Annotated in this window: 15 protein-coding genes; 10 read left to right on the top strand and 5 right to left on the bottom strand. The window is 39.4% G+C overall.

All coding sequences use genetic code 11. The annotated features are described in order from the left end of the window. Positions 1-1,174 (top strand): hypothetical protein (locus EA365_15210; GenBank protein TVQ42475.1); only part of this gene is annotated, 1,174 nt, incomplete at its 5' end. A 126-nt stretch (positions 1,175-1,300) separates the two neighbouring features. Here the strand turns inward: EA365_15210 and typA are convergent. After that, complete coding sequence (gene typA, locus EA365_15205; protein TVQ42474.1) at positions 1,301-3,094, bottom strand: translational GTPase TypA; 1,794 nt, start codon at positions 3,092-3,094, stop codon at positions 1,301-1,303. Positions 3,095-3,174: 80 nt separating this feature from the next. Here typA and EA365_15200 point away from each other — a divergent pair, with 80 nt between their 5' ends. Genes EA365_15200 through EA365_15190 form a run of 3 tightly spaced genes read left to right on the top strand, consistent with a single transcriptional unit; the run spans position 3,175 to position 4,325 of the window. After that, a complete protein-coding gene (locus EA365_15200) occupies positions 3,175-3,696 on the top strand; it encodes a hypothetical protein (protein ID TVQ42473.1) in 522 nt (173 codons plus the stop codon). 48 nt (positions 3,697-3,744) lie between these two features. Beyond that, entirely contained in the window at positions 3,745-4,044 is a 300-nt protein-coding gene (locus EA365_15195) for an ArsR family transcriptional regulator (GenBank protein TVQ42472.1), read from the top strand. 41 nt (positions 4,045-4,085) lie between these two features. Then, positions 4,086-4,325 (top strand): ferrous iron transport protein A, encoded by a 240-nt coding sequence (locus EA365_15190; protein TVQ42478.1) that lies wholly within the window; start codon positions 4,086-4,088, stop codon positions 4,323-4,325. 128 nt (positions 4,326-4,453) lie between these two features. Here the strand turns inward: EA365_15190 and EA365_15185 are convergent, their stop codons facing one another. Further along, the gene (locus tag EA365_15185) at positions 4,454-4,753 is read right to left on the bottom strand and encodes a hypothetical protein (protein ID TVQ42471.1); all 300 of its coding nucleotides are present in this window, start codon (positions 4,751-4,753) and stop codon (positions 4,454-4,456) included. 79 nt (positions 4,754-4,832) lie between these two features. Between EA365_15185 and EA365_15180 the strand changes: the two genes are divergently transcribed. The 6 genes from EA365_15180 to EA365_15155 all read left to right on the top strand — a co-directional run bounded on the left by EA365_15180 (position 4,833) and on the right by EA365_15155 (position 15,030). Then, complete coding sequence (locus EA365_15180; GenBank protein TVQ42470.1) at positions 4,833-6,590, top strand: fatty acyl-AMP ligase; 1,758 nt, start codon at positions 4,833-4,835, stop codon at positions 6,588-6,590. Then, complete coding sequence (locus EA365_15175) at positions 6,551-8,338, top strand: acyl-CoA dehydrogenase (protein TVQ42469.1); 1,788 nt, start codon at positions 6,551-6,553, stop codon at positions 8,336-8,338. The genes EA365_15180 and EA365_15175 overlap by 40 nt, the downstream gene beginning before the upstream one ends. Continuing rightward, positions 8,307-8,597: an acyl carrier protein gene (locus EA365_15170; GenBank protein ID TVQ42477.1), complete on the top strand. Its 291-nt coding sequence runs from the start codon at positions 8,307-8,309 to the stop codon at positions 8,595-8,597. The genes EA365_15175 and EA365_15170 overlap by 32 nt, the downstream gene beginning before the upstream one ends. A 6-nt stretch (positions 8,598-8,603) precedes the next feature. Beyond that, positions 8,604-10,061 carry an MBOAT family protein gene (locus EA365_15165; protein ID TVQ42468.1) on the top strand — a complete coding sequence of 486 codons (1,458 nt, stop codon included), beginning with the start codon at positions 8,604-8,606 and terminating at the stop codon, positions 10,059-10,061. A gap of 69 nt (positions 10,062-10,130) precedes the next feature. Further along, complete coding sequence (hflB, locus tag EA365_15160; protein ID TVQ42467.1) at positions 10,131-11,984, top strand: ATP-dependent zinc metalloprotease FtsH; 1,854 nt, start codon at positions 10,131-10,133, stop codon at positions 11,982-11,984. Next, on the top strand, positions 11,962-15,030 hold the full coding sequence (locus tag EA365_15155; GenBank protein TVQ42466.1) for an alpha-mannosidase: 3,069 nt from the start codon (positions 11,962-11,964) through the stop codon (positions 15,028-15,030). Before hflB ends, EA365_15155 begins: the two co-directional genes overlap by 23 nt. On the opposite strand, the gene EA365_15150 is transcribed toward EA365_15155, so the two are convergent. Genes EA365_15150 through EA365_15140 form a run of 3 tightly spaced genes read right to left on the bottom strand, consistent with a single transcriptional unit; the run spans position 15,027 to position 17,537 of the window. Next, positions 15,027-15,674 carry an HAD family hydrolase gene (locus EA365_15150; protein TVQ42465.1) on the bottom strand — a complete coding sequence of 216 codons (648 nt, stop codon included), beginning with the start codon at positions 15,672-15,674 and terminating at the stop codon, positions 15,027-15,029. The genes EA365_15155 and EA365_15150 overlap by 4 nt on opposite strands. A 6-nt stretch (positions 15,675-15,680) precedes the next feature. Continuing rightward, the gene (locus tag EA365_15145) at positions 15,681-16,892 is read right to left on the bottom strand and encodes an NAD(P)/FAD-dependent oxidoreductase (GenBank protein ID TVQ42464.1); all 1,212 of its coding nucleotides are present in this window, start codon (positions 16,890-16,892) and stop codon (positions 15,681-15,683) included. A gap of 36 nt (positions 16,893-16,928) precedes the next feature. Next, complete coding sequence (locus EA365_15140) at positions 16,929-17,537, bottom strand: peroxiredoxin (GenBank protein TVQ42463.1); 609 nt, start codon at positions 17,535-17,537, stop codon at positions 16,929-16,931. Positions 17,538-17,541: the final 4 nt, after the last annotated feature.

Here is a 17,541-nt window from a genome sequence, read left to right as displayed (position 1 = left end):
TAGGGAAGACGGTAATAGCTTAAGAAGAGCGGTTAATCTCGGCAGTCTATCTAATCTGAGAATCCAGGATTTTGTGGGGGAAAATGACTCCAATGATTATTATCGTTTCTCTGTGAATAGAACTACTGATCTCAATTTGACTCTTAATCGTTTAAGTGCTGATGCTGATGTGATGTTGTTAGATTCTGACGGTACAGGAATTGCTATCTCTAACCGAGGAGGAACAAGAGCAGAAAATATTAATGAAACACTAGAGCCAGGTACATACTATATCAGGGTTTATGCTTTTGAGGATGCTAATACTGATTATAATCTGAGATTAAGAACTAGTTCGAGTAATAATAATTCTCGTTCTAGTATAAATAGGGAAGACGGTAATAGCTTAAGAAGAGCGGTTAATCTCGGCAGTCTATCTAATCTGAGAATCCAGGATTTTGTGGGGGAAAATGACTCCAATGATTATTATCGTTTCTCTGTGAATAGAACTACTGATCTCAATTTGACTCTTAATCGTTTAAGTGCTGATGCTGATGTGATGTTGTTAGATTCTGACGGTACAGGAATTGCTATCTCTAACCGAGGAGGAACAAGAGCAGAAAATATTAATGAAACACTAGAGCCAGGTACATACTATATCAGGGTTTATGCTTTTGAGGATGCTAATACTGATTATAATCTGAGATTAAGAACTAGTTCGAGTAATAATAATTCTCGTTCTAGTATAAATGAGGATGCCTTGACTAATTGGCTCGACCACTTGAATAATCTTGTTCCTTCAGTTGGAGGAGAGGGTAATAACTCAGGATTTCCGAGATTAGACGGTTCAGAGGATGCCTTGACTAATTGGCTCGACCACTTGAATAATCTTGTTCCTTCAGTTGGAGGAGAGGGTAATAACTCAGGATTTCCGAGATTAGACGGTTCAGAGGATGCCTTGACTAATTGGCTCGACCACTTGAATAATCTTGTTCCTTCAGTTGGAGGAGAGGGTAATAACTCAGGATTTCCGAGATTAGACGGTTCAGAGGATGCCTTGACTAATTGGCTCGACCACTTGAATAATCTTGTTCCTATTGAGAGTTGGATTCCTTGGTCTGAAGTAGATCTTACCGGGATTCCTGGTAGTGGTATCCCTGGTATAGGTAGTAGTATTTTTGATGGTTACGGTTATTAAATACCACTAGATAGTTTATTTTTTCAACTCACAGCCCTGCTTACCATAACCACGTAATATGTCTATGCTTTAACTGTATTTATAGGTGAGCAAGGCCTGCGCCCTTAGTTTTGGGCGCAAAGGATTTTAGCGTTTAGCTAACTTCTTACTTTTAACCTTGCGTAAACGCACAGATTCAGGAGTAACCTCCACTAACTCATCAGAACCAATATATTCTAAAGCCCTTTCTAAACTCATTTCCACAGGGGCTTGTAATTGTACCAACTCATCACCAGTAGCCGAACGATGGTTAGTTAATTGTTTAGTCTTACAGACATTGAGTTCTAAATCAGGGGGACGGTTATGTTCTCCGATAATCATACCCTTATAAACTTTAGTTCCAGGAGTGATAAAGAAAACGCCGCGGTCTTCAGCATTTTTGAGAGCATAAAAAGTAGCCACACCCTCTTCAATAGCGATAATCGTGCCATTATAACGAGTTTCCACCTGACCACAGAGAGGACGATATTCTAAGAAACTATGATTCATAATGCCTTCACCACGAGTGATGCGGATAAAATCACCGCGGAAACCAATTAAACCTCTAGCAGGAACAACAAACTCAAGCTGAGTACGTCCATTACCTCCTGCTTGCATATCCTGCATTTCCCCTTTACGTTGTCCGAGACGTTCAATACAAGAACCTACCGCCTCATCAGGGACATCTAAGACTAGATACTCAAAAGGTTCGGAGGGTTGACCATTTATTTCTCGATAGATAACTTGGGGTTGGGACACTTGGAACTCGTAACCTTCACGGCGCATGGTTTCGATTAAAATACCTAAATGTAGTTCCCCACGACCTGACACTAGGAATTTTTCAGGAGAATCCCCATCCTCTACCCGTAAAGCTACATTAGTTTCTAACTCTCGCATTAGGCGATCGCGTATTTGTCGAGAAGTCACAAAAGTACCCTCTTGTCCCGCAAAAGGAGAATCATTAACCGAGAAGGTCATTTGTAGGGTAGGTTCATCCACCTTAATCAGAGGTAATGCTTGTGGTTCATCAGGACAAGTAATCGTATCACCAATATTAGCATCAGCAAAACCTGCCACCGCTACGATATTACCCGCACTAGCTTCGGTGAGTTCTACTCTTTGTAAACCTTCAAAACCTAACAGCTTACTAATTTTGCCCTTAGCGACTTGGGTATTATCCTTGATTAGAGACGCTTGTTGATTAGCGCGAATTGTCCCATTATGAATCCTGCCAATTACGATACGTCCTAGATAATCCGAGTAATCTAATGTAGTAACTTGTAATTGTAAAGGTTTTTGAGGATCTCCTGCAGGTGGTGGAACATGTTGTAAAATAGCTTCAAACAGAGGCTGCATATCTTTGCCCTCTGACTCTAAATCGTCTTTAGCAAAACCACCTAAACCAGAAGCGAATAAGGTCACAAAATCACATTGGTCATCATCTGCACCAAGTTCTACAAACAAATCAAAAACCTTATCAACTGCTATATTGGGGTCAACGTTAGGACGATCTATCTTATTGATAACCACAATCGGTCTTAAGCCTTTTTCTAAGGCTTTTTTTAACACAAAGCGAGTTTGGGGCATGGGTCCTTCATTGGCATCGACAATAAGAATACAACCATCTACCATCCCTAAAACTCGTTCTACTTCTCCCCCAAAGTCTGCGTGTCCTGGAGTATCAACGATATTAATATGAATATCTTTATAACGAACTGCTGTGTTTTTTGATAAAATAGTTATACCGCGTTCTCTCTCTAAATCATTAGAATCCATGACACAAGTGGGAACTTCTTCCCCTTCACGGAAAATCCCAGACTGTTTTAAGAGAGCATCGACTAAAGTAGTTTTACCATGGTCAACGTGAGCGATGATAGCAACGTTGCGAATAGGAAGAGACATAAAAAAATTAAACTAAAAGTTTCTTAACAATTCTAACTTAAATTAAGTCTTTATGACTATTACTACAAAAACAGATAGCTATGATTAATCAATTTCGCCGCAAATATCCCCAAGGAAGCTTAATCAGCGAGTTAGTCAGTACCAAACACGGTAAATATGTCGTTAAAGTTACCGTAGAATCAGAAGGAAAAATTCTCTCTACAGCTTTAGCGGGAGACTATACCGTAGAATTAGCCGAAGATCAGGCTAGAGAAAGGGCTTTAGCTATTCTGGATTTGTCTATTGTTGCTCCTGAATCACCTCTAGTTAACTTCTCTTCTCCCCCTCCTTCTTCTGCGGTTATTCCTTCTTTTCCCCTTGAAGATCCTCCTACTATCCCCCCTAGGGTAGAAACTCCCCCCACTCCTTCCCCTGTACCCGAAAGTAACGATTTTGTCTCCGATACCATCGCTGAGATTAATCTGCAAATGGAGCGTTTAGCTTGGACAAGGGAACAAGGAAAAGATTATTTACTCAAAACCTACGGCAAAAAATCCCGTCACCTCTTATCAGATCAAGAACTTGTTGAGTTTCTTAATTATCTTAAAAGTCAACCTTCTTAACCTTGTCTTAAACTAAAGTAAGTTAAACCTAAATTTTATCTAGACTTAATGGCAAATATTCTCATCTTAAAAGGTTTTCGGGCTCTTTCTGAACCTATTCGTCTCGAAATCCTCGAACTACTTAAATCCCAAGAATTATGCGTCTGTGAACTATCTAATCTGCTCAATATTAGACAATCTAAGCTATCTTTTCACCTCAAAACTCTTAAAGACGCAGGTTTATTACGTTCTCGCCAAGAGGGGAAATGGATTTACTATAGTTTAAACCTTTCTCAACTAGTAGATTTAGAACAATATCTAGCCGAGTATCGCCGCTTCAATGTTGTTTTACCTGTTCGCAGCAATTAAAAGATATAATGAGAATTATTAGCAAAAAAAAGACAGGTACTATGACACTACAAGAACTCGATATCAACCAAATAGCCCTAGTAGAAGCAATTCAAACCGAAGCCAGAGACGAACGCTTTAAAATCCGACTAGAAGCTATGGGCATGACTCCAGGGAAACCAATACGCGTGTTAAGATCGGCAATTCTAGGAGGACCTTTACAAGTTAGAGTAGGCAGTACAACAGAAATCGCTATACGTCGCAGTGAAGCTAGTTTAGTTAAGGTAACTACTACAGCCTAAGTTTAGATACCCTTTCGTAGGATTGGTCCAAAATACCCTATTTGTACTATTTATTTTGTCTTCTTGATCAAGGGTAGTAGTGGCTAATTCTTCCCTACCTCCCTAACCCTGTTCATTTTGTTTAGGGATTAATTCACAGGAATAAATGCTTTACCCGTTTGTTGATTGTAATGACAAGTAACACGATATTTTGTCCCCTGTCGGTTAGTGGCGTCTAGCAAAACTTCAGCGCTACTAATCTGACCACGATTATTGTAAACAGGTTTGACACTAATCACTTCATCAACATTTAAACCTTGGATTCTCGCTTGATAAACACAAGCACTTTCAGGATCTCCATATTGTCCATTGACTTGAGAACTCCAGGATGCAATCATTACTGTAGCTAGTACAATTACTCGTAATACATAAGGTTGTTTAGTGCTCATTGGTGAAATGTTCCTTTAGTAGAAAGATATTTCTATTATATACACTATACAGTTACTTTTGTATTTTAATTTAGTTAAGATGAATAAACAAATTCCGACAACTTTAGTAGAACTATTACGTCATAGAGCTCAAGTCGTACCAAATAGTCCAGGTTATATTTTTTTAGTCAACGGCAAAAAACCGACACCTCCTCTGACTTATGGAGAATTAGATCGTCAAGCTAGGGCGATCGCCGCTTGGTTGCAACAATACTCAGCATATGGAGAAAGAGTCTTATTACTATATCCCCAAGGTTTAGAAGTAGTAGCCGCTTTTTGTGGTTGTTTATACGCAGGGGCGATCGCCATTCCTACTCCTCCTCCAGAATCGGGGCGTCTAAAAAGGACTCTACCCCGTTTAAGTGCTATAGTAAGAGATGCTCAAGCTACCTTTGTGCTCACGACTCAGACAATTATTGATTTGGTAGCCAACGTCAAGGAAGAATTCCCCGAATTCGAGCAAATGCAGTGGTTAGATACCACCACCATTGATTTAAATCTAGCCCCAGAATGGGTAACGCCAGCAATTACTAAAGATGAGTTAGCCTATTTACAATATACTTCTGGATCTACCTCTACTCCTAAAGGAGTTATGCTTAGTCATTTTAACCTGATGTACCACGCTAACTCCCTGCAAACAGCTTGCGGTTATGACAGCAATAGTCTTACCCTAACCTGGATGCCCTATTTTCACGATTATGGTTTAGTAGAAGGTATCACCGTACCCCTCTACAACGGTACACCTTGTTACTTAATGTCGCCTTTTGCCTTTATCAAAAAACCGTTACAATGGCTACAGAACATATCCGAATTTCGTGTTACTCATAGTCAAGCTCCTAATTTTGCCTATGATTTGTGCGTGCGTAGATATAAATCAGGACAAACATTAGACTTGAGTTGTTGGGAAGCAGCAGGAAACGCAGCTGAACCAATTAACCCAAAAGTAATGAAGGAATTTTACCACCGTTTCTCTTCCTACGGTTTTCGTTGGTCAGCTTTTGCCCCTGCATACGGCTTAGCAGAAAACACCCTATTAGCTTCTAGTAAACCAAAAGGTACAGATCCAGTCTTACTCAGGGTAGATAGCAAAGCCTTAGAACAGGGTAACATAATTATTGCACCATCAGAACAAACAACAGGAGTAAAAATCCTGGTTAGTTGTGGAAGGTTAGTAGGAACAACTCAATGTGCGATCGTCAATCCCGATACCTTCACTCCTTGTCAACCTACAGAAGTAGGGGAAATTTGGTTAAAAGATCCTAGCGTGACTCAAGGTTATTGGCAACGGGAAGAAGAAACACAAGCAACCTTCCAAGCTTATCTTCAGGATAACACTACAGGACCTTTTTTACGCACCGGAGATCTCGGTTTTTATCTCGACGGTGAACTCTATATCACAGGAAGACTCAAAGACTTAATCATTATCCATGGAACTAATCATTATCCCCAAGATTTAGAATGGACTGTACAAAAGGTACATCCCGCTTTACGTCCAGATTATGGCGCGGTTTTTTCTATCACCAAACAAGAAGAAGAAAAAGTAGTTATTATTCAAGAATTAGAACGAGGTAATCAGGATTTAGACTTAAATCAATTACTCGGTGATATTCGCGAAGCGATCGCCTCTACACACGAGTTAAGCCCTTATGCTATCTTGTTAAGCAAACCTGGTCACATCTTAAAAACCGCTAGTGGTAAAATCCAGCGTCGTAGTATTAAAAATAACTTTTTAGCAGATAAAATTACTTATATAGCCAAATGGATAGAAGATCACAATATCACATCGCCGAAAGTCTAGAACAAAGTTTAGGAGACCCCTATAATCCCGAATCGGTCATGTCTTTTGCTAAAGTAATCGCTATAGATGAAAGTGAAATTTTTCCCCAAACAGAAATTGATTGGCTATATGATTGGGGATTACACAACTATTATGTACCCGCTGAATATGGGGGTAAATTTACCTGCTTTGAAGAATTAGTAGCTATTATCAGGGTTTTAGCCAGAAGAGACCAAACTATAGCCATCGCCATGACTACCCTATTTTGGTCTTTCTTAACCTGGATTGGGGGAACAACCGCACAAAAAACCAAACTAGCTCAAGAAATTACACAACAAAAAGGTACAATGTGTCTAGGTTACTCCGAAAAGGAACACGGCAGCGACCTAATTGGGGGAGATCTTCACGCAACTAAAGTCTCAGGAGGTTATCTTTTCAACGGGGAAAAATGGCCCATCAATCGCGCAACTCGTTCCACGGTTAGTTATATTCTCGCCAAAACTAACTCAGAAGCTACTCCTAAATCTCTCAGCTTATTTCAAATCCACAAAAACGAAATTAGCCCTGATAATTATTATAACTTGCCCAAAATCCTGACTCATGGGATTCGCGCTTCTGATATGAGTGGAATTGGGTTTAAAGATTGCTTCATCCCCGAGACACACCTACTCCAACAAGAAGGAGATGGTTTAGAATTAGCCTTAAAAGGATTTCAAATTACCCGTACACTTTGTGCAGCTTTTTCTCATGGCGCTGCTGATACTGCATTAAGAACTACCTTAAATTTTGCCCTCAATCGTCAAATATACCAGAAAAAAGTTATTGACTTACCCCAACCTCGTCAAACCCTTACCGATGCTTTTCTAGATATTCTGATTTGTGAATGTGAAACTATTCCCTCAGCTAGAGGTTTTCACATCATACCCCAACAATTTAGCGTTTGGTCAGCAGTAGTTAAATACTTCGTCACTACTCGTCTGGAAACGATGATCAATAACGTCTCAGTAGTGTTAGGATCACGCTTTTATTTCAGAGAAGAACACGATTGGGGGATCTTTCAAAAACTACTACGGGATAACTCGATTATTAGTATGTTCGACGGAAGTAGTGTAGTCAATTTACACGCTTTGATTTTACAACTACGTCAATTAACTAAATATCGCGATCGCCGTCAACCCGAAACTTATGATCAGATTTCCTCTAGTCTAGCTGAGATTTTCTCCCTAGACAAACCCTTACCCACTTTTGACGGGACAAAATTATCTTTATTCGGTAGAGGTATAGATTACCCCCTACAAGGGTTAGAAATCGCCCAAACAACCCTTAGAAACCTTACCACAGTTAATCCGACCGTAATTAATCATCTGCAGGATTTAACTCAAATCATCTTGACAGAATTAGACAACCATGACCAAACTATCACTCAATCTCAATTTGCTTTTGGTCATGAACAATCACCAGAAACGTTTGCAATAGCGCAAAAATATTGTACCCTTCATGCTGCTTGTTGTTGTCTCCATTTTTGGCTTTATAATCGAGACAGATTAGGGGAATTTTTCGCCGAGGGTGAATGGTTAGTCTTAAGTTTGCATCGCTTGTTACGTACCATTAGACCTATGGCATATTATCTTGATCAGGTATATGTTGAAAATATCACTCAGTATATGCTTAAACTATATCAAGAGAATAGACAATTTTCTCTAATTCCTATCCAATTAGCTAACGAGGATGAAATTAATGCAACTCCAAGACTCCAACTGCAAAACTAATACTCCTGAAACAATCATTCAAAATTGGTTAGTTAAGCAAATTGCTGCTAATCTCTCTCTAGACCCTGGTCAACTTGATTTAAACCAACCCCTGACTCGTTATGGTTTAGACTCTATCGACGCGGTAACACTAGTAGGAGAATTAGAAGACTGGTTAGATGAGGAACTCCCGGCTACTTTATTTTGGGATTATCCTAGTATAGCTCAAGCTGCTCAATATTTAGCCCAAAACTTTGACCTATCTAATATTATTTCCTAACCGCGGGTGAATTATTCTGATTTTTCTTTCTGGTGGATTCTGCTACTATTTAGTCTATCTTTTTTTAGTTTACGTTTCCTCGGTAAAATAACTAATTTTTGGCAGCCCAAATTTGATAGTTATGGTTTATTAATTCTCTCTTTAACCCTATTTTTGAGCGCCAGTCAAGCTAGTTTTATTGTCTTTATCTTTGAGATAGTTTTTAACTACTTGATGGTTAGCTTAATGTTGCGCCGTCAAGGTTGGTCAGCTAAATTGATCGCTACCATAGTGATAGTTTTTAATGTAGCTGTATTAGCTTATTTTAAGTACTTAACCTTTTTGGTAGAAGACGTTATCGGTTTATTTATTGGTGTATCAACTAATTGGCAAGATAATTTTATTCTCCCGGTTAAAACCTCCATTCCTCCAGGGGTTTCTTTTTATACATTTCAGATGATTGCGTTTGTAGTAGATTCTTTTAAAGCCAGAAAGAAAAAACCAATTAACTTCTTAGACTACGTTAATTTTATCGCTTTTTTCCCTCAATTAGTAGCCGGACCTATTGAACGTAAAATTGATTTATTTCCTCAGTTACAATCCTTTCAATTTAAATTTACTTGGTCTAACTGTTATGATGGTTTACGCTGGTTATCCCTAGGTTTATTTCTGAAGTTTGTACTAGGAGATAATTTAGCATTATACATAGACCCTAGTTTAGAAGGAAATCCTTGGTTAATATGGTTACAAGCCTTTTTATTTACTCTGAGAATCTATTTTGACTTCGCGGGTTATAGTTTTATCGCGGTAGGAATAGCTAAGTTTCTAGGAATAAAATTAACCATTAATTTCTTAGCCCCCTATACATCTCAAAGTATCAACGAATTTTGGCGCAGATGGCATATTACCTTGAGTACATGGTTTAGAGATTATATCTTTTTACCCTTAATGAATCTTAATAAAAGTTGGGCAGCCTTTTTCCTGTTTATAACTTTTACTCTCTCAGGATTTTGGCATGGTGCAGCTTGGAATTTTATTATTTGGGGTGCTTATCATGGGTCTTTATTGCTTATTTTACGCTATTTAGGCAGACCATTTCAAAAATGGGTTAATCAATATGTCTCTCAATCAGAGTTTATCTCTTGGGGTTTAACTTTTGCTTCAGTTATCCTTGGGTGTCTCTTCTTTATGGATACTAATAGTAGAAGGTTATTAGCTAAATTGCAAACTATCCTCACTCCTTGGGATTATTCTTGGCATAATTTAACTCAGGTAGGGGACAATTATACGATCAATGAGGGAACTGTACTAGTTATTCTCTTATTATTATCTATTGGGGTGTTATTCCTAGAACATCTAGCGATTTGGCAACAGAAATTTGAATACGAGTTATTGTTATCTCCCTGGATATCTCCCCTACTATTGGGTTTATCTATCTTATTAGCCTCTAATTCTCCCGCTGATTTTATCTACTTTGAATTCTAACTAGAAAATCCCTAATGCTATGATAGATCTTAAAACCCCTAATATATACTCAAAATTAGCATAATCTCAATGAAGCAATATAGTACAAAAAAAAGTAGTAAAAATAGTTATCAGCAGTGGTTACTAGCTGGTTGTGGAGTGATGTTGCAATCATTGCTACTGTTACTACCTGCAAAAGCTTCTAGTGCTACTCTTAGCTATAGTGAATTAATCAACAAAGTAAAAGACAACGAAGTAACCCAGGTAATTATTGACCCCACCACTAACCGCGCGATGATAACCCTCAAAGATGAAATAACCAAAGAAGTAGATTTATTGCAAAATAACGCTGAACTCTTCAACTTGTTACGTCAGAAAAACCTCGATTTTGCGGTTAGTCCTTCACCAGATACCGCAGACGCAGCCAGAGTTATCGGGAACTTATTTTTATTACTACTTTTACTCGGCGCAATGGTCATGCTTTTCCGTCGCGCGGCTAACGCTTCAGGTCAAGCGATGAATTTTGGTAGATCTCGCGCTAGGTTTCAAATGGAGGCTAAAACAGGCGTAAACTTCCAAGATGTAGCGGGAATCGAAGAAGCCAAGGAAGAATTACAGGAAATTATTACTTTTCTCAAACAATCAGACAAATTTACTTCAATAGGCGCTAAAATACCTCGCGGAATACTCTTAGTAGGACCGCCTGGAACGGGTAAAACCCTGATGGCAAAAGCGATCGCAGGAGAAGCAGGAGTCCCCTTCTTTAGTATCTCAGGTTCAGAATTCGTAGAAATGTTCGTAGGGGTAGGCGCATCCCGCGTCAGAGATTTATTCAAAAAAGCCAAAGAAAACGCACCTTGTCTGATCTTTATCGATGAAATCGACGCGGTGGGACGTCAAAGAGGTACGGGAATTGGTGGAGGTAACGACGAAAGAGAACAAACTCTTAATCAGTTACTCACGGAAATGGACGGCTTTGAGGGAAATACAGGCATAATCGTTATTGCAGCTACTAACCGTCCCGATGTATTAGACTCAGCTTTATTACGTCCAGGACGTTTTGACCGTCAAGTCTTGGTAGATTATCCCGATTTGAAAGGACGTCTCGGTATCCTCGAAGTTCATTGTCAAAATAAAAAATTAGCCCCAGAAGTGTCTTTAACAGCGATCGCCCGTCGTACCCCGGGATTTACAGGCGCAGATTTGGCTAACCTCCTCAATGAAGCGGCTATTTTTACCGCGCGCAGACGTAAAGCTGCGATCACTATGTTGGAAATTAACGACGCCATTGATCGCGTGATCGCGGGAATGGAAGGAACACCCCTAGTAGATAGTAAAAGTAAACGTCTGATCGCTTATCATGAATTAGGTCACGCCATCGTTGCTACTTTGCAACCGGGACATTATCCCCTGGAAAAAGTAACCCTCATCCCTCGTGGACAAGCTAAAGGGTTAACTTGGTTTACCCCTGATGAAGAACAAGGGTTGATGAGTCGAACCCAACTATTAGCTAATATTACCTCGACTCTAGGAGGACGAGCCGCTGAAGATGTAATTTTTGGAGATGCGGAAGTTACTACAGGTGCATCTAATGACCTGGAAAAAGTAACAGCGATCGCCCGTCAAATGGTGACTCAATTCGGAATGTCTGATTTAGGTCCGATTTTCCTAGATGAATCCAAAGATAACGTCTTTCTCGGTGGTGATTGGGGAAGACAGACGGAACATTCTGAAGCGATCGCCTCGCGCATCGATTCCCAAGTACGGTCAATTATATTACATTGTTACGAACAAGCCCTACAAATCGTCAGGGAAAATCGAGATCTGATGGACTATCTAGTAGATATCCTGATTGAACAAGAAACCATCGAAGGAGAAGAATTCCGTAAGTTGATTGCTGAATATGAGCAAAATAACCAGAATGAACTCTCTTACTCTCATTGAAGCAACCTTAACTAAATTAGCCCAATTAACCCAACAACAACTTAACTGGTATGGGTGTAGTCAAGATTTGGCTTCACCCCCTCTAGATATCAGTAATTGGTCTCCTACTCAACCTAACGACAAAGGTTATTTAACCTGGTCTCCTGGTGGTCAAGTACAATGGTACGCTGTAGCTTTAACTATACCCGATTCTCTTAGTGGTTATAGTATCTTAGGCTTATCTCTACGTCTAGAATTAACTTGGTGGGCTCAATCTGCACAAATCTATGTTAATGGTAAGTTAGTTAGAGAAGGTGATCTGTTTGACTCCTCTACTCGTTTATTAATCACCCCTAACGCTACTCCAGGAGAAACTATCACCATCACCCTACGCTTAGTTAGTCCTAATCACGATCTTGGCGCTTTGATGAAGTCTCGCTGTGTCTATGAAAAAGGACAAGATCCAGGTTTTATCGCTACTCAATGGCAAATCTTAGCCCAATATCTGCAGAAATTTCAACCAGATCAACTCCCTGTTTTAGCTGAATATCTCTCTAGTATTGATTGGAGTTTAGTAACTGATACTCAAGCTTTTGAGAGACAATTACAAACCATCTCTACTCAACTTTTACCCCTAGCTACTCCACTGCAACAATACCAGATTAACTTACTTGGTCACGCTCATCTAGATCTAGCTTGGTTATGGACTGTTTCGGAAACCTGGAAAGTAGCTAAAAATACCTTTACCTCGGTTATCTCTCTCCAAGAAACCTTTCCTGAGTTAACTTTTGGTCATACTAGCGCAGTCTTATACCAATGGATTGAACAAAATCACCCCGATTTATTTACTACTATCCAAACCAAGGTTAAACAGGGAACATGGGAAATCCTCGGGGGTATGTGGGTAGAAGCAGAACTTAATCTGGTGGGGGGAGAATCCATTATTCGTCAACTTCTCTATGGACAACGCTACTTCTGTGCCAAATTCGGTAAAACAACCCCCATTGCTTGGTTACCCGATTCCTTCGGTTTCCCCTCTCAACTCCCCCAAATCCTATCTCAAGCCAACATAGATTACTTTCTTACAGGAAAACTCCACTGGAATGATACCAATACCTTCCCCTATGGTTGGTTTAACTGGCGATCGCCTGATGGTAGTAGCGTCTTAACCTTTCTTCTCCCCCCTAATCTCACTGGAGTTATGGATACTAACCCCATCTCTATGAGTAATCACGCTTTTGACTGGTATCAACAAACTCAACTGACTCAATCTTTTTGGCTACCTGGTGTAGGTGATCACGGTGGAGGTCCTAGTCAAGAAATGCTAGAATTAGTCCAACCTTGGTCTGATTCCCCTTTTTTTCCTCAACTTCACTTCACTACCGCTTTAAACTATCTCCAACAACTCCCTAATACTAATCTTCCCTATTGGGATGATGAACTCTATCTCGAATTCCATCGCGGTTGTTACACTACCCACGCAGACCAAAAAAAACTTAATCGGGAGAGTGAGGGTTTGATTTATGCAGCGGAATTATTTATGTCTGTAGCTGAAAGTGTGTATTCTAAGCGCGCGCCCTTTCCCACTTTACAAAATGATAGCGCAAAAAACCCAGTTTGTCAAGAGAATATCCCCCAAGCTTGGCAACACATTTTATTTAATCAATTCCACGATATTTTACCTGGAACATCGATACCAGAAGTATTTACAGAAGCGCAACAAGGATGGTTAGAAGCTAAAGCAATCGGGGAAAAAATACTAACAGAATCATTAGAGGCGATCGCTAAAGCGGTGGAAATTCCACCCTCATTCCACCCTGAAGCCAAACCAATAGTTATCTTTAACTCCCTGAATTGGTCACGTTCAGAATTAGTCAGTATCTCTCCTCCTGATGGTAATTGGGGAATTATGACCACAACGGGAGAGTCTCTAATTACCCAATTTACTCAACAACGAGAATTACTCTTTTACGCTTCAGCTATCCCCTCAGTAGGTTATCGTCTCTACTGGTTATATCCTCTAGAGCAAACTCCCCCACTTCAAGATAAACCGAGAGAATATATTCTAGATAACGATTATTTAAAAGTAATTATTAGTTTAGAAACAGGAGATATCCTGAGTATTTATGATCAAATCAGTCAAAAAGAACTACTTAGCGCCCCAGGAAACCAATTACAAAGCTTTAGAGACCAAGGTCAGTATTGGGATGCTTGGAATATAAACCCTAATTATCAAGCTTATCCCCTACCACCAACTCAATTAGTAGATATTCAATATCTAGAAACAGGACCACTACAATGGAGTATTCGGGTAACCAGAACTCAGGGTAACTCCTCTTGGCAACAAGATTATATCTTACAATACCAATCAAAAATATTACAAATAAAAACTCAGGTGGATTGGCAAGAAAAACATACCCTGGTTAAAGCAGCATTTCCTCTTACTTTAACTAGCGATCGCGTTATTTATGGTACTCCTTGCGCTGCTACTTTACGCCCTACTGAGTCTAGCAGTAAATGGGAAGTTTGTGCCCAAGGATGGGCGACTATAGAAGAGAATAATTATAGCGTTAGTCTTCTAAGTGACTATAAATATGGTTATGACAGTCAACCAAGTCAACTACGACTGAGTCTTTTACGTAGTCCTACCTGGCCAGATCCAGAAGCAGACACAGGGAAACATGAGTTTACCTACGCTATTTATCCCAATCTAGGTAATTGGCAACAAGCCCAACCTATGAAAAGAGTAGCAGAACTTAACCTACCTCTTAAGGTACAATATTTAGATAATTCCCTAAATCCTAAATCCTTACCTCCTGAGGGTAGTTTTATCGATTTAGGTGCGGATAATTTAATTTTACTAGCCTTTAAACCAGGAGAAGAAGGTAACTGGATTTTACGTTGTTACGAATCCCAAGGAAAACCCGCTAGATTAAACCTTAATAATAATTTACCCTTAAAAGTCATCTGTCGAGTCAACCTCCTTGAAGAAGTAATTAACTGTACTGATTGTTACTCTATTCAACCCTGGCAAATTGCTAGTTTTTTACTGGTAAGCATCAATTAGGCTTTTCTTTCCAAACAAAAACCCTTTATACCTACAGATATTGCTCCTTGATAATCTTCAATAAAACTATCACCGATATGCCATGCTTGATTAGGTTGACATTGATGTTTTTCTAGTGCACTTAAAAAGATTTGCTCATCGGGTTTAGCTGCACCTACTAGAGAAGATATAGTAATGCTATCAAAATATTCTTTGAGACCTAATTCTTCTAAGACTGAGTAGATGCGGGTATCAAAATTAGAGATAATCCCCAATTCTATACCTTCTTCTTGCCAATGAATCAAACTAGGTATAACATCCCTATAAACGTACCAGGGTTTAGGGGTAGCAAAGTACTGATATACAGCAGCAAAAAAGCCCTCAAAATCGGCGAATTGATTAATTACACCTACTCTAGCAAAAGTAGAATAAGCGATCGCCCGCCACCAATTATATTCCCATTGAGGTATTTCGGCTAATTCTACACCAGGAAAAGCACAGGGGGTAGAAGCTTTAAAACTTTGATAAAAAGCTTGATTAACTGCTTCTTGGTTAACGGTTACTCCTACTTGTTGTGCTAGATTAGCGTAGATTTCCCCGACACTTCCTCGTAAACCAATAATTGTTTCTACCGCGTCTAAAAAGATTACTTTAGGCTTACTCATGTAGTATTAAATTTGAACACCCTCCTCTTGCTGCAAGAATTGTAATAGGGGTTGTGCTAACCAATTTAAACCGACATTGAGTTGATGTTTACGGGTAGGTAAGCGATAGAGATAAATTAGACGTCTAATTAGATGAGCAGGGATACCTTCTAATTTTAGACCTAAACCACTAAGGGTAGCGTTATCTACACCGAGAGTCATCATTTCCCCTAGGGGTTGATAGCGAAAAGGTAATAAAGGGCGTCCGGTTAAACTAGCCCAAATATTCCAGGCGCAATAATCGGCTTGTTGTATAGCTGCTTGGGCGGTTTTGGGTATTTGTTGACCTGTAGCATCTTGACTGGTGGCTACATCTCCGAGAGCATAGAGATGGGATTCTCCCTCCACTTGTAAATAGGAGTTAGTCTTTAAATAACCATAGTTATCATGTGGAAGTGGTAATTGTTGGATAAAAGGTGATACTTTTGTACCTACTGTCCATAAAACTAGATCTACTGGTATGGTATCTATTTGATTTTTATAAACTAGGGTAAGGTTATCTGCTTCTATACGTTGAATTTCCGTTTCTAAATCTAACCAGACTTTTCTAGCTTCTAGGGCTTTTTTCGCTGTTTCTCGGTTAAATTCTGGGGAATTGCGCAGTATATTATCTCCACGTTCGACAATGCGAATACGTCCTCTTTCTCCTAGTCTATCTGCTAGTTTACAAGCTAATTCTACTCCACTATAACCACCACCGACGATGGCAATACGAATATAATTAGTTGAGGATTGCTCCAGACTTTTGAGTCTTTCGGCGAGTAAATAGGCGTCTTCTAGAGTACGAAAGGGGATAGCGTATGTTGCTGCACCAGGTACAAAATCTAGAGGGGTATTTCCTCCTGTAGCGATAACTAGGCGATCGCAGTGTAATTCTGTGTCGTCATCTAGTTTAAGCTGTTTTTGCCCGATATCAAGACTTTTAACCGAGGTTTGACTAAATTGTACTTCTGTATCTTTTAATAATTCGCTATAATTAGGGGCTATTTCCCAAGCTTGCATTTCCCCGCTTAAGAGTTCGTAAAGTAAGGGACTAAATAAAAAGCGATCGTTTTTATCTATCAAAGTTATTTGGGGTTTACCTATATTTTCCCAGGATAGTTCATCTAAACGTAGGGCTGTATATAACCCTCCAAACCCTCCACCGATTATACAGACTTGTTTTCTTGCTTCTGTCATGATAGCTCAATCAGGTAAACTATCTTTAGCATAGCATTAGGAATTTGCTAAGTTGGCTTGAGCAAAAAATAGCTTGGCTTTGTCAGGATCTGCTATGATGGTTTGATTGCCTTCTTCCCAATCTACGGGACATACTTCGTTAGGACAACTTTGTACGTGTTGAATGGCTTTAAGCGTTCTTAAGGTCTCTTCAACACTACGTCCAAAAGAGAGATTGTTGATGGTTATGTGTTGGATAATCCCTTTTTTATCAATAATAAATAAAGCTCGTAAAGCTACTCCTGCTTCTGGATCAAGGATATCATAACTATTACTGATTTCTTTTTTGATATCTGAAACCAAAGGATAAGTGATATCTCCAATTCCTCCCTCTCTAGGATCGGTTTGAATCCACGCTAGGTGTGAAAATTCACTATCTACTGATATTCCTAAAATCTCTGTGTCTAAATCAGCAAATTCTTGATAGCGATCGCTAAAAGCGATAATTTCTGTGGGACAAACAAAGGTAAAATTAAGTGGATAGAATAACAAAATAAGGTATTTACCTAAATAGTCAGATAGTTTAATATCTTTAAATTCTTGATTGATTACTCCTGTCGCACGAAATTCAGGAGCTGCTTGACCAACCCTCGCGCCTCCTTCCATAACT

Origin of the sequence: Gloeocapsa sp. DLM2.Bin57 (genome assembly GCA_007693955.1) — a bacterium.
Taxonomy (GTDB): domain Bacteria; phylum Cyanobacteriota; class Cyanobacteriia; order Cyanobacteriales; family Gloeocapsaceae; genus Gloeocapsa.
This window is presented reverse-complemented; position numbering and strand designations above follow the sequence as displayed.

Coding starts and splice junctions, on each gene's coding strand:
- typA (TVQ42474.1), bottom strand. CDS start 3,094: ATGTCTCTTCCTATTCGCAACGTTGCTATCATCGCTCACGTTGACCAT.
- EA365_15200 (TVQ42473.1), top strand. CDS start 3,175: ATGATTAATCAATTTCGCCGCAAATATCCCCAAGGAAGCTTAATCAGC.
- EA365_15195 (TVQ42472.1), top strand. CDS start 3,745: ATGGCAAATATTCTCATCTTAAAAGGTTTTCGGGCTCTTTCTGAACCT.
- EA365_15190 (TVQ42478.1), top strand. CDS start 4,086: ATGACACTACAAGAACTCGATATCAACCAAATAGCCCTAGTAGAAGCA.
- EA365_15185 (TVQ42471.1), bottom strand. CDS start 4,753: ATGAGCACTAAACAACCTTATGTATTACGAGTAATTGTACTAGCTACA.
- EA365_15180 (TVQ42470.1), top strand. CDS start 4,833: ATGAATAAACAAATTCCGACAACTTTAGTAGAACTATTACGTCATAGA.
- EA365_15175 (TVQ42469.1), top strand. CDS start 6,551: ATGGATAGAAGATCACAATATCACATCGCCGAAAGTCTAGAACAAAGT.
- EA365_15170 (TVQ42477.1), top strand. CDS start 8,307: ATGCAACTCCAAGACTCCAACTGCAAAACTAATACTCCTGAAACAATC.
- hflB (TVQ42467.1), top strand. CDS start 10,131: ATGAAGCAATATAGTACAAAAAAAAGTAGTAAAAATAGTTATCAGCAG.
- EA365_15155 (TVQ42466.1), top strand. CDS start 11,962: ATGAACTCTCTTACTCTCATTGAAGCAACCTTAACTAAATTAGCCCAA.
- EA365_15150 (TVQ42465.1), bottom strand. CDS start 15,674: ATGAGTAAGCCTAAAGTAATCTTTTTAGACGCGGTAGAAACAATTATT.
- EA365_15145 (TVQ42464.1), bottom strand. CDS start 16,892: ATGACAGAAGCAAGAAAACAAGTCTGTATAATCGGTGGAGGGTTTGGA.
- EA365_15140 (TVQ42463.1), bottom strand. CDS start 17,537: ATGGAAGGAGGCGCGAGGGTTGGTCAAGCAGCTCCTGAATTTCGTGCG.